General features: G+C 73.7%; 14 protein-coding genes. 10 read left to right on the top strand and 4 right to left on the bottom strand.

Features of this window, described 5'->3' with window-relative positions:
• The 5 genes from solA (at position 1) to IEZ20_RS35300 (ending at position 7,069) form a co-directional block, all read left to right on the top strand.
• Entirely contained in the window at positions 1-1,206 is a 1,206-nt protein-coding gene (solA, locus tag IEZ20_RS35320; RefSeq protein ID WP_189306405.1) for an N-methyl-L-tryptophan oxidase, read from the top strand.
• The gene (locus IEZ20_RS35315) at positions 1,203-2,348 is read left to right on the top strand and encodes an aromatic ring-hydroxylating oxygenase subunit alpha (protein WP_189306403.1); all 1,146 of its coding nucleotides are present in this window, start codon (positions 1,203-1,205) and stop codon (positions 2,346-2,348) included. The genes solA and IEZ20_RS35315 overlap by 4 nt, the downstream gene beginning before the upstream one ends.
• The gene (locus tag IEZ20_RS35310) at positions 2,341-3,807 is read left to right on the top strand and encodes an aldehyde dehydrogenase family protein (RefSeq protein WP_189306401.1); all 1,467 of its coding nucleotides are present in this window, start codon (positions 2,341-2,343) and stop codon (positions 3,805-3,807) included. Before IEZ20_RS35315 ends, IEZ20_RS35310 begins: the two co-directional genes overlap by 8 nt.
• Positions 3,808-3,826: 19 nt before the next feature.
• Entirely contained in the window at positions 3,827-5,398 is a 1,572-nt protein-coding gene (locus IEZ20_RS35305; RefSeq protein ID WP_189306399.1) for an APC family permease, read from the top strand.
• A gap of 120 nt (positions 5,399-5,518) precedes the next feature.
• Entirely contained in the window at positions 5,519-7,069 is a 1,551-nt protein-coding gene (locus IEZ20_RS35300; protein ID WP_189306397.1) for a GMC family oxidoreductase, read from the top strand.
• Positions 7,070-7,138: 69 nt separating this feature from the next.
• On the opposite strand, the gene IEZ20_RS35295 is transcribed toward IEZ20_RS35300, so the two are convergent.
• The 4 genes from IEZ20_RS35295 to IEZ20_RS35280 form a co-directional block, all read right to left on the bottom strand.
• Complete coding sequence (locus IEZ20_RS35295) at positions 7,139-11,785, bottom strand: hypothetical protein (RefSeq protein ID WP_189306395.1); 4,647 nt, start codon at positions 11,783-11,785, stop codon at positions 7,139-7,141.
• Between the two features lie 72 nt (positions 11,786-11,857).
• Positions 11,858-12,736, bottom strand: a complete 879-nt coding sequence (locus IEZ20_RS35290) for a hypothetical protein (RefSeq protein WP_189306393.1) — start codon at positions 12,734-12,736, stop codon at positions 11,858-11,860.
• Between the two features lie 40 nt (positions 12,737-12,776).
• The gene (locus IEZ20_RS35285) at positions 12,777-14,306 is read right to left on the bottom strand and encodes a hypothetical protein (protein ID WP_189306391.1); all 1,530 of its coding nucleotides are present in this window, start codon (positions 14,304-14,306) and stop codon (positions 12,777-12,779) included.
• A 147-nt stretch (positions 14,307-14,453) separates the two neighbouring features.
• Positions 14,454-15,161: a GntR family transcriptional regulator gene (locus IEZ20_RS35280; protein WP_189306389.1), complete on the bottom strand. Its 708-nt coding sequence runs from the start codon at positions 15,159-15,161 to the stop codon at positions 14,454-14,456.
• A 127-nt stretch (positions 15,162-15,288) separates the two neighbouring features.
• On the opposite strand from IEZ20_RS35280, the gene IEZ20_RS35275 reads away from it, so the two are divergent.
• The 5 genes from IEZ20_RS35275 to IEZ20_RS35255 all read left to right on the top strand — a co-directional run bounded on the left by IEZ20_RS35275 (position 15,289) and on the right by IEZ20_RS35255 (position 19,908).
• Positions 15,289-16,611 carry an MFS transporter gene (locus IEZ20_RS35275; protein ID WP_189306387.1) on the top strand — a complete coding sequence of 441 codons (1,323 nt, stop codon included), beginning with the start codon at positions 15,289-15,291 and terminating at the stop codon, positions 16,609-16,611.
• The gene (locus IEZ20_RS35270) at positions 16,608-17,447 is read left to right on the top strand and encodes a putative hydro-lyase (protein ID WP_189306385.1); all 840 of its coding nucleotides are present in this window, start codon (positions 16,608-16,610) and stop codon (positions 17,445-17,447) included. The genes IEZ20_RS35275 and IEZ20_RS35270 overlap by 4 nt, the downstream gene beginning before the upstream one ends.
• Positions 17,448-17,613: 166 nt before the next feature.
• Complete coding sequence (locus tag IEZ20_RS35265) at positions 17,614-18,372, top strand: LamB/YcsF family protein (RefSeq protein WP_189306383.1); 759 nt, start codon at positions 17,614-17,616, stop codon at positions 18,370-18,372.
• Positions 18,369-18,986, top strand: a complete 618-nt coding sequence (locus IEZ20_RS35260; protein WP_189306380.1) for a 5-oxoprolinase subunit B family protein — start codon at positions 18,369-18,371, stop codon at positions 18,984-18,986. The genes IEZ20_RS35265 and IEZ20_RS35260 overlap by 4 nt, the downstream gene beginning before the upstream one ends.
• 52 nt (positions 18,987-19,038) lie before the next feature.
• Positions 19,039-19,908 (top strand): 5-oxoprolinase subunit C family protein, encoded by an 870-nt coding sequence (locus IEZ20_RS35255; RefSeq protein WP_189306378.1) that lies wholly within the window; start codon positions 19,039-19,041, stop codon positions 19,906-19,908.
• The last annotated feature ends 123 nt before the right edge of the window (positions 19,909-20,031 follow it).

Raw genomic sequence — 20,031 nt, 5'->3', positions numbered from 1 at the left:
GTGTCACCGTCTTACGACGTCATCGTCATCGGACTCGGCGGCATGGGCAGCGCCGCCGCCCACCACCTGTCCGCGCGCGGCGCCCGCGTCCTCGGCCTGGAGAAGTTCGGCCCGGTCCACGACCGCGGCTCCAGCCACGGCGGCTCACGCGTCACCCGGCAGTCGTACTTCGAGGACCCGGCGTACGTACCGCTGCTGCTGCGCGCCTACGAGCTGTACGAGGACCTGGAACGGGCCACCGGGCGGGACATCGCGATCCTGTCGGGCGGGGTGATGGTGGGCCCGCCGCGGTCGCGGACCGTCTCCGGCGCGCTGCGCTCGGCCACCGAGTGGGACCTGCCGCACGAGATGCTGGACGCGAAGGAGATCCGCCGCCGCTTCCCGACGCTCAACCCCCACGACGACGAGGTCGCCCTGTACGAGGCGAAGGCGGGCTTGGTCCGACCCGAGAACATGGTCGCCGCGCACCTCCAGCTGGCCACCCGGCAGGGTGCCGACCTGCACTTCGAGGAGCCGGTGCTGCGCTGGGAGCCGTACCGGGACGGGGTGCGCGTCCATACGGCGGAGAACACCTACACGGCCGGCCGGCTGGTGGTCTGCCCCGGTGCCTGGGCGCCGCGGCTGCTCGCCGACCTGGGGGTGCCGTTCACCGTCGAGCGGCAGGTCATGTACTGGTTCCAGCCGAGGGGCGGCACCGGGCCCTTCCGGCCGGAGAACCATCCGGTCTACATCTGGGAGGACGCGGCCGGCGTCCAGGTCTACGGTTTCCCGGCCATCGACGGGCCGGAGAGGGGCGCCAAGGTCGCCTTCTTCCGCAAGGGGCGGGTGACGACTCCGGAGACCATCGACCGGACGGTGCACGAGGACGAGATCCGGGCCATGGCCGACCACATGTCCCGCTGCGTCCCGGACCTGCCCGGCACCTTCCTCAAGGCCGCCACCTGCATGTACTCCAACACCCCGGACGAGCACTTCGTGATCGCCCAGCACCCCGCGCACCCGGATTCGGTGACCGTGGCCTGCGGTTTCTCCGGGCACGGGTTCAAGTTCGTGCCGGTCGTCGGCGAGATCCTGGCCGACCTTGCGCTGACCGGCTCCACCCCGCATCCGATCGGCCTGTTCGACCCCGCCCGCCCCCACCCCCGACTTCGCCCGAGCGGGGGCACCCCCACCGCCGCCGCGCCCGCCCGAGGAGTCCGCCCGTGACGACGACCCCGACCTCCCGGACCCCGGTCTCCCCGAGTCTCATCGCGACCCTTCCGGGCCACTACTACACCGACCCGGAGGTGTTCCGGCGGGAGCAGGAGAGGATCTTCGAGTCCCTGTGGCTCTGCGCCGTGCGCAGCGCCGATCTGGACAAGCCGGGTGCCTTCCGCACGGTGCAGGTGGGCCGCGAGAGCGTCGTCATCACCCGGAACCGCGCCGGCGAACTGCGCGCCTTCCTCAACGTGTGCCGGCACCGGGGAGCGCGACTGTGCACCGAGCAGGCCGGCGAGGTACGGCGCACCCTCCAGTGCCCGTACCACGCATGGACGTACGACCTTGACGGCACATTGATCGCAGCGCCCAACTTGATCAAGATGCCCGACATCGACCGCGTCGAGTACGGGTTGATCAAGGTGGCTCTGCGCGAGTGGCTCGGCTACGCCTGGGTGTGCCTCGCCGACGAACCGCCCTCCTTCGAGGACACGGTGATGCACGCGGCCGTGGAACGGCTGGGCGACGCCGCCGCCATCGAGCACTACGGCACCGAGCGGCTGGCGCTCGGCAGGCGTGTCACCTACGACGTGCGGGCCAACTGGAAGCTGATCGTCGAGAACTTCATGGAGTGCTACCACTGCGCGACGATCCATCCCGAACTCACCGAGGTGCTCCCGGAGTTCGCGGACGGCTACGCGGCCCAGTACTACGTCGGCCACGGCGCGGAGTTCGGCGCGGACATCGAGGGCTTCACGGTGGACGGCAGCCCGGGCTTCGGCAGGCTCCCCGAGGTGACCGCCGAGCAGGACCGCCGCTACTACGCCATCACCGTCAAACCGACCGTGTTCGTCAACCTTGTCCCCGACCACGTGATCCTGCACCGCATGTTCCCGCTCGCCGAGGACCGCACGGTGGTGGAGTGCGACTGGCTGTACGCCCCGGAGGTGGTGGCCCGGGGCGCGGACGTGTCGAAGTCGGTGGAGCTGTTCCACCGCGTCAACGTCCAGGACTTCGAGGCGTGCGAGCGCACCCAGCCGGCGATGTCCTCGCGCGCGTACCGCCGCGGCGGGGTCCTGGTGCCGAACGAGCACCACATCGGCATCTTCCACGACTGGCTGCTGGACCGACTGGGGGGCGACCGTGCCTGACCTGTTCATCGGCGGTGAGTGGCGGGGCGCCCTGGACGAGCGCACCCGGGAGATCCGCTGTCCCGCCGACGGCTCCCTGGTCGGGGTCGTGGACGAGGCGGGCGGGAAGGACACCGTGGAGGCCGTCGCGGCGGCCCGGCGCGCCTTCGACACCGGCCCCTGGCCGGGCACGCCGGCCGCCGAGCGCGGTGACCTGCTGCTCCGGGTCGCCGGCCTCCTCGCCCGGGACAAGGACGCCCTGGCCCGCGCCGAGTCCCTGGACACGGGCAAGCGGCTGGTGGAGAGCGCGTACGACGTCGATGACGTCGTCGGCTGTTTCCGCTACTTCGGACGGCTGGTCGCGGGCGAGACCGGCCGGGTGATCGACACCGGGCGGGCGGACGTCGACAGCAGGGTGGTGTACGAGCCGGTCGGTGTCTGCGCGCTGATCACGCCCTGGAACTACCCGCTGCTGCAGACCGCGTGGAAGGTCGCCCCGGCGCTCGCGGCCGGCAACACCTTCGTCCTGAAGCCCAGCGAACTGACTCCGCACACCGCGATCCACCTGGTCCGGCTGCTGGCGGAGGCGGGACTGCCGCCGGGCGTGGCCAACCTGGTCCTGGGTGCCGGGCCGGAGGCGGGCGCCCCGCTCGCCGACCACCCGGACGTCGACCTGGTCTCCTTCACCGGCGGGCTGCAGACCGGCCGCCGGCTGATGGCCGCGGCGGCCGGCACGGTGAAGAAGGTCGCGCTGGAACTGGGCGGCAAGAACCCGAACATCGTCTTCGCGGACGCCGGCTTCGAGGCGGCCGTCGACATGGCGCTGACCGCCGTCTTCCTGCACTCCGGGCAGGTCTGCTCGGCCGGGGCCCGGCTGCTGGTCGAGGACGCGCTGCACGACCGGTTCGTGGACGAGGTCGTCCGGCGGGCCCGGCGGATCCGGCTCGGCGGGCCGTTCGACGAGCGGGCTCAGGCCGGGCCGCTGATCTCGGCGGCGCACCGGGCCAAGGTCGAGGCGTACGTCGCGCGGGGGCTCGCGGAGGGCGCGGTGCTGCGCTGCGGCGGCGCCCGGCCCTCAGGGCCCGCCCACGACGAGGGTTTCTACTACCTGCCGACCGTCCTGGACGAGTGCGCGAGCGGTATGTCCGTCGTCCGGGAGGAGTCCTTCGGGCCGGTGCTGACCGTCGAGCGGTTCACCACCGAGGAGGAGGCCGTCCGGCTCGCCAACGACACGGTCTACGGCCTCGCGGGCGCGGTGTGGACCGGCGACGAGGCCAGGGCCGCGCGGGTCGCCGCAGCGCTGCGGGTCGGCACGGTCTGGATCAACGACTACCACCCGTACGTGCCGCAGGCCGAGTGGGGTGGTTACAAGCAGTCCGGGTCCGGGCGCGAACTCGGACCGGCGGGGCTCGCCGAGTACCGCGAGACCAAGCACGTCTGGCGCAACACCGCGCCGGCACCGCAGGGCTGGTTCGACTGACAGCCGAAGGAGTCCGCTCATGACGTCCACCGAGCAATCGCCAGGCCCCCACCACCACGACGACGCCGAACTCGCCGAGTTCGGCTACCGGCCCGAACTCAAGCGCACGTTGGGCAACTTCCACACGTTCGCCGCCGGGATCAGCTACATCTCGATCCTGACCGGCACCTTCCAGCTCTTCTACTTCGGATACGGCAGCGGCGGTCCGGCCTACTGGTGGTCGTGGCCGATGGTGTTCGCCGGCCAGTTCACGGTGGCCCTGTGCTTCGCCGAACTGGCCGCCCGCTACCCGGTGGCCGGCTCGGTCTACAACTGGGCGAAGAAGGTGGGCAATCCGCATGTCGGCTGGCTCACCGGGTGGCTGATGCTGATCGCGTCCATCGTGTCCATCTCGGCGGTCGCGCTGGCCTATCAGCTGACGCTGCCGCAGATCTCGTCCGTGTTCCAGTTCGTGGGGGACGGCACGGGCACGTACGACGTGGCGACCAACGCGGTGGTCCTCGCGACCGTGTTGATCCTCTTCACCACATTGATCAATGCCTTCGGTGTCAAGTTGATGGCCACGATCAACACGGCGGGCGTCTTCATCGAGTTGATCGCGACCGTTGTACTGATCATCCTCTTCGCCGTCCACATCACCCGGGGCCCTCAAGTCGTCATGCAGACGAACCACACGGGATCGGGGTACTCGACGGGTTACCTCGGCGCCTTCCTGGTGGCCTCGCTGGCGTCGGCGTACGTCATGTACGGCTTCGACACCGCCTCCTCCCTCGGCGAGGAGTGCCTGGACCCCTCCCGGAACGCCCCGCGTGCCATCATCCGCGCGATCGTCGCCTCGTTCGTCCTGGGCGGCCTGGTGCTGCTGCTGGCGCTCATGAGCGTCTCCAGCCTCAAGGGAGACAAGCTGTCCACCGACGGCCTGCAGTACGTCGTGCTCGACGTACTCGGTCCTACGGCCGGCAAGGCCATGCTGTGGTGCGTGCTGATCGCGGTCACGGTGTGCGCGCTCGCCGTGCACACGGCGGCGATCCGGCTGGCGTTCGCGATGGCCCGGGACAACAACCTGCCGGCGTCCTCGCTGCTGGCCCGGGTCAGCCCCCGGTTCCGGACCCCGGTCCTGCCGGCCGTGATCATCGGCGTGCTGGCGCTGGCGATCCTCGTGGTCAACATCCGCCAGCCGCAGATCTTCACGGTCGTCACCAGCATCGGGATCATCATGATCTACCTCGCCTACCTGGGTGTCACCGTGCCGATGCTGGTGGCCCGGCTGCGCGGGAGGTGGCGGCCCGCCGACGAGGGCAGGTTCTCGCTGGGCCGCTGGGGGCTGCCCGTCAACCTCGTCGCGGTGGTGTGGGGCGCCGCGATGACGGTCAACCTGATCTGGCCGCGCGCCTCGGTCTACAACGCGTCCGCGCCGTACCACTGGTACCTGCGCTGGGGCGCGGTCCTCTTCGTCGCGGTCATCGCGGGCGGCGGCTTCGCCTACTACTGGTGCGTCCAGCGGCACCGCACCGGCGTGCTCGCCGAGCACCGTCTGGACGCCTCGGCCACCGCCCCGGCCGCTCCCCTCACCGCCCCGGCGGCCGAGTGACTCCGCACGGTCACGGCTTCCCGACCGACCACGCCCGGTCCCGACGGATACCGACCGACCCTGGCGGATACCGACCGACCCCGACTGATAGCGACTGATCCCGACTGGCCAGGAGGTCACATGAGCTTCGATGAGTTCGACTACGTCGTGGTCGGCGGCGGCACCGCGGGCAACGTCGTGGCCGCACGGCTCTCCGAGGACCCCTCCGTGACGGTGTGCGTGCTGGAGGCGGGCCCCAGCGACGTCGGCGACGACGACGTCCTGAAACTGGAGCGCTGGATGGGGCTGCTGGAGTCCGGATACGACTGGGACTACCCGGTCGAGCCGCAGACCAGCGGCAACAGCTTCCTGCGGCACGCGCGCGCGAAGGTGCTGGGCGGCTGTTCGTCGCACAACTCCTGTATCGCCTTCTGGGCACCTGCGGAGGACCTGGACGACTGGGCGGCCCAGGGCTGTACGGGCTGGAGCGCGGCCGACCTGTTCCCGCTCTACCGGCGGCTGGAGAACAACGACGCGCCCGGCGACCACCACGGCCGCACCGGCCCGGTGAGGCTGCGCACGCTCAAGGGCGGTGACCCGTGCGGCGCCGCCCTGCTGGAGGCGTGTGCGCAGGCCGGCATACCGACGGTCCCGTTCAACACCGGCAGGACGGTGGTGCGCGGCGCCAACTGGTTCCAGATCAACTCCGACGAGAACAACATCCGCCAGTCCTCGTCCGTGGCCTATCTCCACCCGGTCCTGGGCAAGCGCCCGAACCTCGACGTCCGGACCGGGGTGCGGGCCGAGAAGCTGGTGCTGGAGGGGCGGCGATGCGTGGGGGCCCGGTACCTGGACCCCGACCTGGTGCACACGCGCACGGTACGGGCCCGCCGCGAGGTGATCGTCTCGTGCGGCTCGATCGACTCCCCGAAACTGCTGATGCTCTCCGGCATCGGCCCGGCCGGGCACCTGCGCGAGGTCGGCGTCGAGGTGCTGGTGGACTCCCCCGGCGTCGGAGAGAACCTCCAGGACCACCCCGAGGGCGTGATCATGTGGGAGGCCAGGCAGCCGATGACCACCACGTCCAGCCAGTGGTGGGAGGCGGGCGTCTTCTACGACACCGAGCCCGGACTGGACCGGCCCGACCTGATGTTCCACTACGGCTCGGTGCCGTTCGACATGAACACCGCGCGCTGGGGCTACCCGACCTCGGAGAACGCCTTCTGCCTGACCCCCAATGTGACGAAGGCGAAGTCGCGGGGCACGGTACGGCTGCGGACGCGGGACTACCGGGACAAGCCGAAGGTGGACCCGCGGTACTTCACGCACGAGCACGACGTGCGGGTGATGACGTACGGGCTGAGGCTGGCCCGCCGGATCGCCGCCCAGCCGGCGCTGAGCGGCTGGGCGGGAGCCGAGCTGGCGCCGGGCCCGGACGTCCGCACGGACGACGAGTTGCTGGACTACATCCACAGGACGCACAACACCGTCTACCACCCGTCCTGCACGGTGAGGATGGGCGCCGACGACGACCCCTCGGCCCCGCTCGACGCACGGCTGCGGGTCAAGGGGGTCGAGGGGCTGCGGGTCGCCGACGGTTCGGTGATGCCGGACCTGATCGCGGTCAACCCGTGCATCACGACGATGGTGATCGGGGAGAAGTGCGCGGACCTCTTGAAGGAGGACGCCTAGAGCGCCCCGGGTCCGTGGGGAACTGCGCGACCGTCCACGGACGGCCCGCGGTTCCCCACGGCCTCGTGGCTACGACGCGCTCGGCGCCGGCTTCCTGAACATCCGCGTCGCCGTGATCTCACTGTGCACCGTCTCCCCGGCCTGGGGAGGCTGGGGCAGCCCCGGCCGGAGGTGCTCCTCCACGCTGATGTACTTCAGGCCCGCCCTGAGGTCGGCGTCGTTGCGCAGGCGGATCACCAGCGGGAACTCGGCGAGGGCGGTCGTGTCGAACAGGCCGGTGGTGTACAGCAGCTGGACGCCCAGGGCGTCGGACACGGCCCGCTGGAGCTCCAGCAGGTAGGTGGCGTTGGCGCGGCCGATCGGGTTGTCCAGGAACAGCGTGCCGGCGTGCCGGTGCTTGTCCCGCCCCCGGTCGTTGGAGCGCAGCGCGGCCATCGTGCAGTACAGGGCGATGGCCGCGGTGAGCAGCTGACCGCCCGAGAACACGTCGCCCATCTGGCCGACGGGGACGCGCTCGGCGCGCAGTACGGCGTCGGGCTTGAGGATCTCGACGGCCACGCCCTTCGGCTGGAGAGCCGCCGCGACGCCCCGCAGCAGCAGCGACATGCCGTCGCGGCGCAGGTCCGAGTTCTTCTTGACGGCCGCACGGGTGGCCTCGTCGATGACCTCGCCCAGGCGTTCGGTGAGCGTGGCCTGGTCGGGCTCCTCGAAGCGGATGCGCAGGAACTCCTGCCCGGACCACTCGCCGAGCCCCTCGGGCAGCCGGGAGAGCCGCTGGGCGGACCGCAGGGTCGCGAGGGCCGACTCCACGAGACCGCGCAGCCGGTCCACGATCGAGTCGCGGTTGCGTTCCAGCTGGGCCAGTTCGTCCGTCAGGACGCGCAGCCGGGGCGCGAACGCGTCCGCCCACTTCTGGGCGTGCTCGGGCAGCGCGGAAGCGGGCAGTTCGCGGATCTGCTGCCGGGCGGGGGTGCGCACCTGTTCGTAGCGCGTGGAGTTGGCGTGCCGGACGAGGACGTCGCTCGCCTCGCGGACGGCCGCCTCGGCGGCGGACAGGTCGGCGGCGCAGCCCCGCAGCGAGCGACGGGCCTCGGCGGCGGAGTGCCGGGCCTCCTCCAGGGTGCCCGGGTAGGCTTCCGGCTCCTCCTGCTCCTCCTCGGTGGTGTGTTCGCGCAGCAGGTCGCGGAGCATCGCCGCGATCTCGTCGAAGCCGCCGGCCGCGTCCTCGGCGGCGCGGTGGGCGGCCAGCAGCTCCGCGTGCGCCTCGCGGGCCTCGGCCAGTGCCTCGGTGCGGGCGGCGAGTTCGGCCGTGGCGGTGCGCAGCAGCGACTGGGCGTGCTCGGCGTCGAGCGGGAGAAGTTCCTCGGGCAGCTCGGTGTGCGCCTCACCGTCCTGCGGTGCGTGCCGCTCGGCCTCGCCGCGCAGCCGGCCGAGCTGCTCGCTCGCGGTCGACACACGGGTCTCCAGCAGCTGCACCAGCTCCTCCGCACGCGCGGCGGCGGCCTGGCGGGAGGGCCCGTCGGAGCCGTCGGGCGACTGGAGCAGCTGCTCGGCGCGGGTGCGGACCTTGTTGCTGAGCCGGTCCAGTTCGGCGCGGGCGGCGCTCTCGTCGCTCTCCGCGCGGGCCTGCTCGGCGCGCAGGTCGGCGCCGACGCCGACCTTCTCGTACACCTGTGAGGCCGCCCGGTAGGCCTCGCGGAGGGCGGGCAGGGACGCCTTCGGGGCGTCCTCCTCGGCGGCGGGTACGTCGTCGGGGGCGCCGGCGATCTCGGAGCGCTCGGCGCGCAGGGCGCGCGCGGTGCGGCGGGCGTCGTCGGCGGCGCGCTGGGCGGCACGGCGGTCCTCGTCGGCGGCGCGGGCGCGCTCCAGGCAGGCCTGGGCGCGGGCCTCGGACTCCGCGGCCTCGTCGGCGAGTTCGCGGAGCTTCGTCTGCCAGCCGGCGCGCTCCCGGAGCCGGAAGGCCAGGCCGGCGAGGGCGTCGGCGGCGCGCCGGGCCTTCTGCGCGGCCTCCTGCCGTTCGTCGCGGATCTGCACGGCCTCGGCGGCGGTCTCCTCGGCCTCCGCGCGCGCGGTGCGTGCCTCGGCGAGTTCGGCCTCGGCCTCCTCGGCGAAGACGCGGGCCTCCTCGGCGGCCCGGGCCAGCTCGGTGAGGCGCCCGGAGGGGCAGCCGGTGCGCCAGGAGGCGAGACGCGCGGCCAGTTCGCGGTCCTTGCCGAGGCGGGCGGCGAGGGCGCGGATCTCGTCGTCGCGCTCGGTGGCCCGCGCGCGCAGGGCCTGGCGCTCCTCGTCGGCCGCGTGCTCGTCGTGCATGGCCGGGTTCGGCGGCACGAGGAAGACGTCGCCGGGGGCGGCGTCGTCGGCGGGGGCCGGGGCGAGCAGGGCGGCCGCGGTGCCGACGGCGACGGCGGAGCGGGGCAGCAGGGCGGCGTCGCCGAGCGCCTCCCGGGCACGCGCGTGCGTGTCGGGGTCGGTGATGATCACACCGTCGACCAGTTCGGGGCGGGCGGCGAGCACGCGCGCGTGGTCGGCGGGGTCGACGGCCTGCGCGAGGTAGCGCCAGCCGGGCAGCGCGGGGATGCCGTGCTCGCCGAGGAACTCGACGGTGGCCAGCACGTCGGGGCCGGGCGGCAGCAGTCCGCCGTCACCGAGGGCGCCGAGGATGCGGGCGTCGTCGGCGGCGGCCGTGCGCAGGTCGAACAGGTGCCGTTCGGCGGTCGACACGGCGTCGTCGAGGAGTTCGCGCAACTCGTCGGCGAAGCGGTCGAGTTCCTCCGGGCTGAGCGTTCCCTCGCCGGCGGCGCGGGGGGCCGGGACGGCGTCGTCCGCGCCGCTGCGGGGGCCGGGAACAGCGGCGCGGGCCGCCGTCGGCGCGCCCGGCAGGCTCAGCAGCTCCGCGAGCCGCTCCTCGGCGGCCAGCGACTCGGCGAGGCGGCGCTCGGCCTCGTAGGCCCGCTCGGCGGCGGTCGCCGCGTCCGAGGCGCGGGCCGCGGTCAGTTCCGCGCGGGACTCGGCGGAGGCCGCCTCGCGCGCGTGCTCGGTGGCCTTGCGGGCGGCCTCGCGGGCCGCGTCCCAGGCGGCGACGGCGGTCTTCTCGGCGTCGCTGGCGGCGAGCGCGGCCCGCGCCGGGTCGGCGTCCGGGGCGCTGTCGTCCAGCCAGCCCGCGCGGACGGCCTCGGCGGTCTCCTGCTCGACCTCGGTGAGCCGCTGGCGCAGGTGCCCGGCCTCGCTGCGGGCCCGCTGCGCCTCGGTGGCGGCGGCGGTGGAGTCCCGGTAGGCGGAGTCGCTGACCTCCTGGAGGGCGGCGGACCGCTCCTCCTCCTCGTTGGCGAGGGACTCGGCGCTCTCGGCGGCGGCGTGCAGGGCCCGTACGAGGTCGACGGCGGCCTTGGCGCGGGCGGCGAGGGCGGGAGCCGCGTCCCGTTCGGCCTCCTGGATGGCCGCGGACACGCGCGCGACGCGGTCGGCGGCGGCACGGTGGCGCAGCACGGCCTCGGCGGCCTGCCAGGCGGAGTGCAGGGTGCGGGCGTCGGCCAGCTCGCGCTTCTGCGCGGCGGCGGACTTCTCGGCGGCGGCCAGCGCCAGCGAGGCGTGCCGGTAGGCGAGTTCGGCGGCGATCAGGGAGCTGCGCTCGCGGGCGCCCTCGGAGTGCGTGACGGCGTACGCGGCGGCCGTGACCCGCTGGGCGAGGTCGGCGGCCCGGATCCGCTCCCGCACGGCCCGCGCGGACAGCCGCCGGGCCAGCGTGCGGGTGCGGCGCTCGGCGCCCGCGTGGATGTCACGCGCGCGTGCGCGCGCCTCGGCGGCCTCCACGATCCGGCCGAGCAGGTCGACGGAGCCGGCGGTGAAGTCCCGTTCGGCGATCAGCTCGGCGCGCCGGCCGAGCTTGTTGCCGAAGCCGCTGACGAGGTCGGCGAGGCCGTCGGTGTCGCGGGTGTCGGTGACCGCGCGCAGCAGCAGGTCGGTGAAGTCGGAGTCCTTCTTGACCGCGAAGAGGCCGGCGGCCTCGCCCTCGTCGGCGTTCATCTCGCGCTGGTAGCGGAAGAGTTCGGGGTCGAGGCCGAGGTCGCCGAGGTGCTCGGTCCAGCGCTCGTGGATCTCCTCCCAGTGCACCTCCAGGTGCGGGTAGGCCTTGCCGGCCTCCATGAGGGCGTCGCGGAAGCCCTTCATGGTGCGGCGGCGGCCGTGTGCGCCGGAGGTGCCCTCGGCGGGCGGCCGTACCGCGGTGGCCTCGGCGACGGGCAGGTTGTCCAGGCTGAGGCCGGGACCGGGCCGGAAGGAGTACCAGGCCTCGGCGAACTTGCGCGGGTCGTTCGACACCTGCCGGCCGCGCCACTCGCTGACCTTGCCGACGACCACGCACTCGCCGGTCTGCACGTGCTGCCACTCCAGGGCCACATGGCCGCAGTCGTCGGCGAGCAGGAACTTGCGCAGCACGCCGGAGCTGGCGCCGCCGAGGGTGTTGCGGTGGCCCGGCAGCATCACCGAGAAGATCAGCTTGAGCAGGACGGACTTGCCGCCGCCGTTCTCCAGGAACAGCACGCCCGCGGGCGCGGGCCGGCGCGGCGGACCGGACGGCTCCTCCTCGAAGAACTCCGCCTGCGTGGGCGCCGGGTCGGGCACGGGCTCGCCGACACCCCGCAGGTCCAGCACGGTGTCGGCGTAGCGCGCACCGGCGGGACCGATGGAGTAGAGGCGGACCCGGGACAGCTCGTACATGGCGGACTCTCGTAAGTCTGGTGAAAGGTGCGGTGGTTCGGGGCGTTCTGGAGCTGCGGGAGCTTCAGGGTGTCAGGAGTGGAACGGCAGCCCGGCGTCGGCCACCAGGTCCAGGTCGTCGGTGTCCTCGGCGGGCAGCAGCGTGGCCGTGCCGTCGGTGACCGGGACGACGCCCAGCTCCAGCAGCTCGGCCAGGGCGGCGCTGCCGGCCATGTCGCGGACCTGGAGCTGGTAGCGGGCGGTGGTGCGGTAGGTGCCGCCGTTGTCGTCGCCGGTGCGCTGCAGAAAGCCCGAGTCGGTGAGGAAGGCCAGGGCCTTCGCCACGATGCCCGTGGTGGAGGCGGCCGGCCGGCGGGCGTCCTTGGTGGCGCCGGTGGCGCTGCGTCTGGCCCAGATCCGCCAGGCGGCCTCCAGGCCCGGCGCGCCGGTCGCCGGGTCGGTGTTCTCGCCCTGCTCCTCGGCGCGCTCCTCCAGGCGGCGGCAGGCCTGCCGTACGAAGGTGTCGACGCCGTTGACGGTGACCCGGCCGATGTAGGAGTCGTCGGACAGGTCCTCGGGGCGCGGGAACGCCAGTGCGGCGACCGCGAGATGGGCGAGTCCGTGCAGGAAGCGGTCGCCGGAGTCGGCGGCGGTGCGACGCGCGTAGTCACCCATGCGGACGGCGAAGACGGAGTCCTCGGCGGCGGTCACGGCCATGCCCGCGCGCGGGGACACCTCCAGCACGACGAGGCCCAGGCCGGCGGCGACGGCGTCCGCGAGCCGGGCGAACGCCGGGTCCTCGCGGTAGCGGCGCAGCAGTTCGGTGTACTCCTGGTCGCGGGCGGGCGCCAGCTTGGGCTGGAGGCCGAAGGCGACGAGCCGCGCCGCGTCGGCGGCGTCGGCGGGGGTGACGGCGGAGCCCGCCGGCGCGGCGGCAGGCTCGGGTTCACTCCGGTCGACGTGCTCGGTCACGGGTTCGGCTCCTTGTCGTGTTCTTGTCCACTCATGCCGCTCATGCTGCTTCCGTCCGGTCCGCGGCCATCCCGGCCGCGTCCAGCAGGGCGGTTCCCACGATCAGGTCCGCCCCGCCGAACTCGGGATCGTCCAGTTCGGTTCCGTCGTCCACGGCGAACAGCAGCTTCTCCTCGCCCTGCCGGTAGGCGGTGCCGACGGCCGGACTGGCCGCGTGGACCGCCAGCAGCGCCACCAGGTACGCCAGGTCCGGGTCACCGGTCCGGCGGGCCTCGGCGAGCAGTCCGGAGAGCCGGCGCGGCGCGTCGGCCGGCAGGTCCAGCAGCTCCGTCGCGGCGGCCAGCTGCTCCTCGCTGAACCGGCTGTCGTCCGGCGTCGCGATCAGGTCGGGTTCGGGCATCTCCGCGCCCAGGTGCTCCCGTTCCACGGGCGGTGTCAGCAGGATGTCGACGAGGTCGGCGACCCGGACGGACACCGGTGTCCGCAGTCCGGTGCCGCGTGCGAAGAACGCGTCGGTGACCCGGATCGCCTGCTCCAGGGGCAGGGGCAGGACGGGGGCGACGAGATGGCCGTAGAGGTCTATGCCGGACGTGGTCGCCGGTGTGGCGAAGGCCTGCCGGTCCTGTTCGGCGCGGAACAGCGGGCCGGCCTCCAGCAGGCGCGACTGGAGCTGGGTGTGGCGCCGGATGCAGTCCTTGACGATGTCGACCAGGTCGGCGGCGCGGCGCTTGTGCTCCGGCTCCTCGGTCTCGTCGCGGGCCTTGCGGATGTTGGTGAGGATGGCGTTCTCGTGGCGGTAGCGCTCGGCCACGTGGTCCAGGGCCTCGGCGATCATGTCGGGCACGGAGTTGAGCCAGTCGACCGCGCGGACGTTGCGCCGGGTGGCCTCCAGGGCGCGGCGGAGCGTCTCGGAGTACTGCACCGTGCGGTACCGGGCCTGCTCGGCGGCGAGCTGGGCGTCGGCGAGGCGGCCGCGGTTGATCAGCACCTCCAGCTTGACCTCGGCGGCGATCTGGGCGCTGGTGACGTCGGTGTCGAGGGCGCCGACCAGGACGTTGACCGCCTCGTCCGTGGTCCGCAGGTAGACCGTGCCGCCGGGGCCCGGGACCTCCTCGATCAGCTTGAAGTCGTAGTCCCGGCGGACGTACGTGCCGTCCGGCGCGAAGGTGCCGTAGACCGCGCGGAAGCCGCGGTCCACGCTGCCGACGTTGATCAGGTTCTCCAGGACCCAGCGGGCCACGCGCTCGTGTTCGGCGGCGGACCGGTGCGGGGCCTGGGCGGCGATGCGCGGGATCAGCCGGGCGACGATCTGCTCGTGGTCGGCGCCGGTGTCGAAGTCCATGTTCAGCGTGACCAGGTCGATGGCGGCCAGCGCCACCTCGGCCATCCCGTACTGCGAGTACTCGCCGGCCAGGTTGGCCTTGCGCGCGTCCAGGTCGTGCAGCGGCGCGGTGCAGGCGAGCGCGCGCAGCCGACGCGCCAGCCCCTCGTCGGCGGCCGGACCCGGAGCCGGGCGCGGCCCCGCGCTGAGCTGGGGCGGAACACGGTCCGTCGATGCAGGCGAAGTCACGGAGCACAGACTAGGTCCTGGGTCTGACATCATCCCAAACGGCTCAGAAGCGACGGCCGTCACAGACGCTCAAGAGACGGTCGTCACAGCAGTCGGAGGGCGGCCGCCGCCGCGGGAGGAGCGACCGCCGCAGAGGCTCGGGGAGGCTCAGGAGGAGCCGGACGGCTCCTCGCCCACCCGCCGCCGGTACACCTCGACCACCCGTTCCAGGGAGTCCGCGAGGTAGGTCTCCAGCAGCCGTTCCGCGCCGCGCCGGTTCCCGGCCTGCAGTTCCTGCAGGATCTGGGCGTTGCGGACGAGGTACGGCTCGTGCAGGCGGCGCGGGTCGTCCACGACGTGGAAGGCCAGGCGCAGCTCGGCGAAGACGCTGCGCATCAGTTCGTCGGTGCGCTCGCTGCCGGCGAGCGAGACCAGTTCCCGGTGGAAGTGGATGTTGGCCGTGCCCAGCCCTTTCCAGTCGTTCTCCGCGGACGCCGTCCGCCCTTCCTCGACCGCCGCGACCAGTCCGCCGAGCCGGTACGGCGGGGCGCCCAGGCCGCGCACGACGGCACACTCGACGAGGGAGCGCGTGCGGTAGATGTCCTCCACGTCCTCGACGGTCAGGACCCGCACGAACACGCCGCGGTTGAGTTCGTGGACCAGCAGGCGCTCATGGGTGAGCAGCCGGAACGCCTCGCGCAGGGTGTTGCGGGAGACGCCGAGGGCCCCGCCGATGCTGTCCTCCGACAGCCGGGTGCCGGGCGGGAAGTAGCCCTCGGCGATGCGGCTTCTGAGGATGTCCGAAACCCGTTCCGCCGTGCTGGTACGCCCCAGGAGGACCCGGTCGCCGGCCAGTCCCGTCAGCTGCTCTGCCATGCCCGGAATTCAATCGCAGACACCAGGACGAAACAACGCGGGTATTGAAGGATCGTTGAACGATCCTCTACGGTGCTCCGCACGGCTCGCTTCCCAGCACCCTCCGTCCCTCTCCTGCGAGGTGCCCATGAGCACGACTCCACCGCCCCGCTCCGCCCCCTCCGCCGGCGTACGCCCGGCACCGGCCGAACGCAGCGCCGAGGACGGCGCGTTCGGCTGGCTGCACGCCCTCGGCCCGCGCGGCCGGCGCGCGTTCGCCGGCGCTTTTGGCGGATACGCCCTGGATTCCTACGACTACTTCACCCTGCCGCTGAGCATGGTGGCGCTCTCGGCGTACTTCGGCCTCGACAGCGGCCAGACCGGCCTGTTCACCACCGTCACGCTGGTGGTCTCGGCGGTCGGCGGCGCCGCGGCGGGCGTGCTCGCGGACCGGGTGGGCCGGGTCCGGGCCCTGATGATCACGGTGATCACGTACGCCGTCTTCACCGTGGCCTGCGGGTTCGCGCCCACCTACGAGACGCTCCTGGTCTTCCGCGCCCTCCAGGGCCTCGGCTTCGGCGGCGAGTGGGCGGTCGGCGCGATCCTGGTCGCCGAGTACGCGAGCGCGCGCCACCGCGGCCGTACGCTCGGCGCGGTCCAGAGCTCCTGGGCGGTCGGCTGGGGACTGGCGGCGATCGTCTACACGCTGGTCTTCTCCTTCGCCGGCGACGACCTGGCCTGGCGGGTGATGTTCTGGACCGGCGCGCTGCCGGCGCTGCTCGTGGTGTGGCTGCGCCGCCGGGTGCACGACGCTCCCGCGGCGACGGCGGCCCGCGAACAGGACCCGGCGCGGGGCTCGTTCGCGGCGATCTTCCGGCCGGGCCGGGACGGCGCCCCGGGGCTGCTGCGCACGACGGTCTTCGCGGGCCTGCTGTCCACCGGCGTGCAGGGCGGCTACTACACGCTGGCGACCTGGGTGCCGACGTACCTGAAGTCCGAGCGCGGTCTGTCGGTCGTCGGCACCGGCGGCTACCTGGCCTTCCTGATCTCCGGCGCCTTCCTCGGCTACCTGACCGGCGGCCACCTGACCGACCGGCTCGGCCGGCGCAACAACATCTGGCTGTTCGCGCTGCTGTCGGCGCTGTGCATCCTGGCGTACGCGAACATCCCGCACGGCGCGAACACCCTGCTGCTGGTGCTCGGTTTCCCGCTCGGCTTCTGCATGTCGGCCATCTTCAGCGGCTTCGGCTCCTACCTGAGCGAGCTGTACCCGACGGCGGTGCGCGGCACCGGCCAGGGCTTCACGTACAACACGGGCCGCGCGGTGGGCGCGGTGTTCCCGACCCTCGTGGGCTTCCTCGCGGACAGCTGGGGCGTCGGCGGCGCGCTGGTCTTCGGCGCGATCGGCTACGGCCTCGCGGCCCTGGCACTGCTCGGGCTGCCGGAGACGCGCGGGAAGGAGCTGGCATGACGCGGGTGAACCGTACCGAGGACCGTCCCGTCACCACGGTCGACGCGCACGCGCACGCGTGGAGCCCGGAAACGGCGCGGGCCCGCTTCCGCGAGGGTCTGGCCGGACCGACCGCCGGAGTCGCGGCGGGGCACACCCAGGCCAACCTGATCGCGGTGCCCGCCGACTGGGCCTACGACATGCTGCTGTTCTGCCAGCGCAACCCCAGGCCCTGCCCCGTGCTGGACGTCACGGACGCGGGCTCCCCGACGACCGTCCTCGCCGGGGGCGCCGATCTCCGGACCGACCTGCCCCGCTACCGGGTATGGCAGGACGGCGAACTGGTGGACGAGCCCACGGACGCGCGCGCGTACTGGCGCGACGACCTGGTGGCGTTCCTCCTCGGGTGCAGCTTCACCTTCGAGTGGGCGCTGGCCCGGGCGGGGGTGCCGATCCGGCACGTCGAGGAGGGCCGGAACGTGCCGATGTACGTGACCGGCCGGGCGTGCCGGGCGGCGGGCCGGCTGCGCGGGCCGATGGTGGTGTCCATGCGGCCGGTGCCGCCGGAGCACCTGCGGGCGGCGATCCGGGAGAGCAGCCTGCTGCCGGCCGTGCACGGCGGCCCGGTGCACTGCGGGGACCCCGCGGCCCTCGGCATCGAGGACCTCGCCCGGCCCGACTTCGGCGACGCGGTGACCGTCGCCGACGGTGAGATCCCGGTGTTCTGGGCCTGCGGGGTGACCCCGCAGGCGGCCGTGATGGCCTCCCGGCCGCCGTTCGCGATCACGCACGCGCCGGGCCAGATGTTCCTGACCGACGCCCGCGACGAGCAGTACCGGCTGGTCGGCGTCGACTGAGGCCCGGCGCACACGGAACGCGGCACGCCGTACCGGAGGCGGCGTACACACCACGGGAGCCCGCGTACGCCGTACCGAACCCGCTTACGCGCCACCGGAACCCGCGTACGCGCCACCGGAACCCGCGTACCAGGAACCTCCACGAGAACGGAGACACGAGAACACCATGACCGCGATCGATCTGAACGCCGACCTCGGCGAGGGCTTCGGCCGCTGGCGGCTGACCGACGACGAACAGCTGCTGTCCGTCGTCACCAGCGCCAACGTGGCCTGCGGCTTCCACGCCGGGGACGCGGCCACCATGCGCCGGGTGTGCGAACGGGCGGCCGAGCGCGGGGTGACGATCGGCGCGCAGGTCTCCTACCGGGACCTGGCGGGTTTCGGGCGGCGCGCGATGGATGTGCCGCCCGCCGAACTGGCGGCCGAGGTGGCCTACCAGATCGGCGCCCTGGAGGTGTTCGCGCGGGCCGCGGGGGCGCGCGTGGCCTACGTCAAACCGCACGGCGCGCTCTACAACCGGGTCGTGCACGACGAGGAGCAGGCCCGCGCGGTGATCGACGGCGTGCGGCTGGCGGACGCCTCGCTGCCGGTGCTGGGCCTGCCCGGCTCGCGCCTGCTGGCGCTGGCCGCCGGGGCGGGCCTGCCGACCGTCACCGAGGCCTTCGCCGACCGCGCCTACACCGACGAGGGCACGCTGGTGCCGCGCGACCGGGACGGCGCCGTCGTGACCGACCCGGACACCGTCGTGGAACGCTCCGTGAGCCTCGCGCGCTCCGGTGAGGTGGTCGCGCACTCCGGCGCGCGGATCCAGGTGCGCGCCCGGTCGTTGTGCCTGCACGGCGACACACCGGGCGCCGTCGGCCTGGCCCGTCGGGTGCGCGAGCGGCTGGTGGCGGCCGGTGTGCGGGTGGAGGCGTTCGCATGAGGGCGCTTCACGTCGGTGACGACGCGCTGCTCGTCGAGGTGTCCTCCGGGGAGGAGGCGCAGGCCCTGCACGCGGAGCTGCTGCGGCGCCGCGCGGAGGGCGCGCTGACGGTCCGCGAGATCGTCCCGGCGGCCCGCACGGTCCTGCTCGACGGGCTGGCCGACCCGGCCCGCTGGGCGTCGGAGCTGACCACCGCGCGGGTGCCGACGCCGCCCTCCCACGCGCGTGAGCTGGTCGAACTGCCCGTACGGTACGACGGCCCGGACCTCGCGGCGGTCGCCGAGCGCTGGGGGGTGACCGAGCGGGAGGCGGCCCGGATCCACGCCGGCACCGAGTTCACGGTGGCCTTCTGCGGTTTCGCGCCCGGCTTCGGCTATCTCACCGGGCTCCCGGACCGCTACCACGTCCCGCGTCGCGCCACCCCGCGCACGTCCGTCCATGCCGGTGCGGTGGCCCTGGCCGGGCCGTACACCGGCGTGTACCCGCGCTCCTCACCGGGCGGCTGGCAGCTGATCGGTACGACGGACGCGGTGCTGTGGGACCACACGCGCGTGCCGGCCGCACTGCTGGCGCCGGGGACGCGCGTCCGGTTCGTCCCGGTGGAGGGCGCATGAGGGCCCTCTGCGCGCGCGTGGGCGCCGTACCGTCGGGGAGCGGGGTGGGCACATGACCGATCGAGCGCTCGTCGTGGTGCGCGCCGGGGCGCTGACCACCGTGCAGGACCGGGGGCGGCCGGGGTACGCGCATCTCGGCGTGCCCCGGTCCGGCGCGCTCGACGCGCCCGCGGCCGCGCTGGTGAACCGGCTCGTCGGCAATCCGCCGGACGCCGCCGTGCTGGAGACCACGCTCAACGGCTGTGCGGTGCGCCCCCGTTCGACGGTGACCGTCGCCGTCGGCGGTGCGCCGTGCCCGGTGTCGGTGGGCGGCCGCCCGGTCGCCTGGGGCGCGCCCGTCGTGGTGCCTGCGGGCGCACTGCTGGAGGTGGGTGCGGCCACGGCCGGCGTACGCAGCTACCTGGCGGTCGGCGGCGGCGTCGCCGTCGAGCCCGTCCTCGGAAGTCGCGCCACCGACCTGCTGTCCGGCCTCGGCCCGGCCCCACTGGCGGACGGCACGGTGCTGCCGCTGGGCGCCCCGGCCGGTCCTCCCGCGCGCGTGGACGGCGCGCCGCAGCCGCGTCCGCCGGCCGAACTCGTGCTCCGGGTGGTCCCGGGCCCGCGCGACGACTGGTTCACGGCGCGGGCGGTCCGGGACCTCGCCACGCGCGCGTACCGGGTGTCCGCGGCGAGCAACCGCATCGGCCTGCGCACCGAGGGGCCCGCGCTGGAGCGGGCCCGGCCCGGTGAACTGCCCAGCGAGGGCATGGTCCTCGGCGCGGTGCAGGTCCCGCCGGACGGGCGCCCGGTGGTCTTCCTCGCGGACCATCCGACCACCGGCGGCTACCCGGTGATCGCGGTGGTCCGCGCCGCCGACCTGCCGGCCGCCGCGCAGGCGCTCCCGGGCACCCCCGTCCGGTTCGTACCGGTACGACGCCGCTGACCCTCGCCGACCGGAACCACCGCGGCGGGGTTCACGGCCTCACCGGCCACCCCGGCCGGGCCCACGGCCCCACCGACCACTCCGGCAGCCACCGCCTCGGGAGCCGCCTCCGCCCCGCCGCCC

It is taken from the genome of Streptomyces cinerochromogenes (assembly GCF_014648635.1).
GTDB lineage: Bacteria > Actinomycetota > Actinomycetes > Streptomycetales > Streptomycetaceae > Streptomyces > Streptomyces cinerochromogenes.
This window is presented reverse-complemented; position numbering and strand designations above follow the sequence as displayed.

Bases quoted from the DNA above. Each gene is read 5' to 3' on its own strand.
- IEZ20_RS35265 (WP_189306383.1), top strand. From the start codon at position 17,614: ATGACCGCGATCGATCTGAACGCCGACCTCGGCGAGGGCTTCGGCCGC.
- IEZ20_RS35295 (WP_189306395.1), bottom strand. From the start codon at position 11,785: ATGTACGAGCTGTCCCGGGTCCGCCTCTACTCCATCGGTCCCGCCGGT.
- IEZ20_RS35280 (WP_189306389.1), bottom strand. From the start codon at position 15,161: ATGGCAGAGCAGCTGACGGGACTGGCCGGCGACCGGGTCCTCCTGGGG.
- IEZ20_RS35260 (WP_189306380.1), top strand. From the start codon at position 18,369: ATGAGGGCGCTTCACGTCGGTGACGACGCGCTGCTCGTCGAGGTGTCC.
- IEZ20_RS35275 (WP_189306387.1), top strand. From the start codon at position 15,289: ATGAGCACGACTCCACCGCCCCGCTCCGCCCCCTCCGCCGGCGTACGC.
- IEZ20_RS35300 (WP_189306397.1), top strand. From the start codon at position 5,519: ATGAGCTTCGATGAGTTCGACTACGTCGTGGTCGGCGGCGGCACCGCG.
- IEZ20_RS35305 (WP_189306399.1), top strand. From the start codon at position 3,827: ATGACGTCCACCGAGCAATCGCCAGGCCCCCACCACCACGACGACGCC.
- IEZ20_RS35255 (WP_189306378.1), top strand. From the start codon at position 19,039: ATGACCGATCGAGCGCTCGTCGTGGTGCGCGCCGGGGCGCTGACCACC.
- IEZ20_RS35270 (WP_189306385.1), top strand. From the start codon at position 16,608: ATGACGCGGGTGAACCGTACCGAGGACCGTCCCGTCACCACGGTCGAC.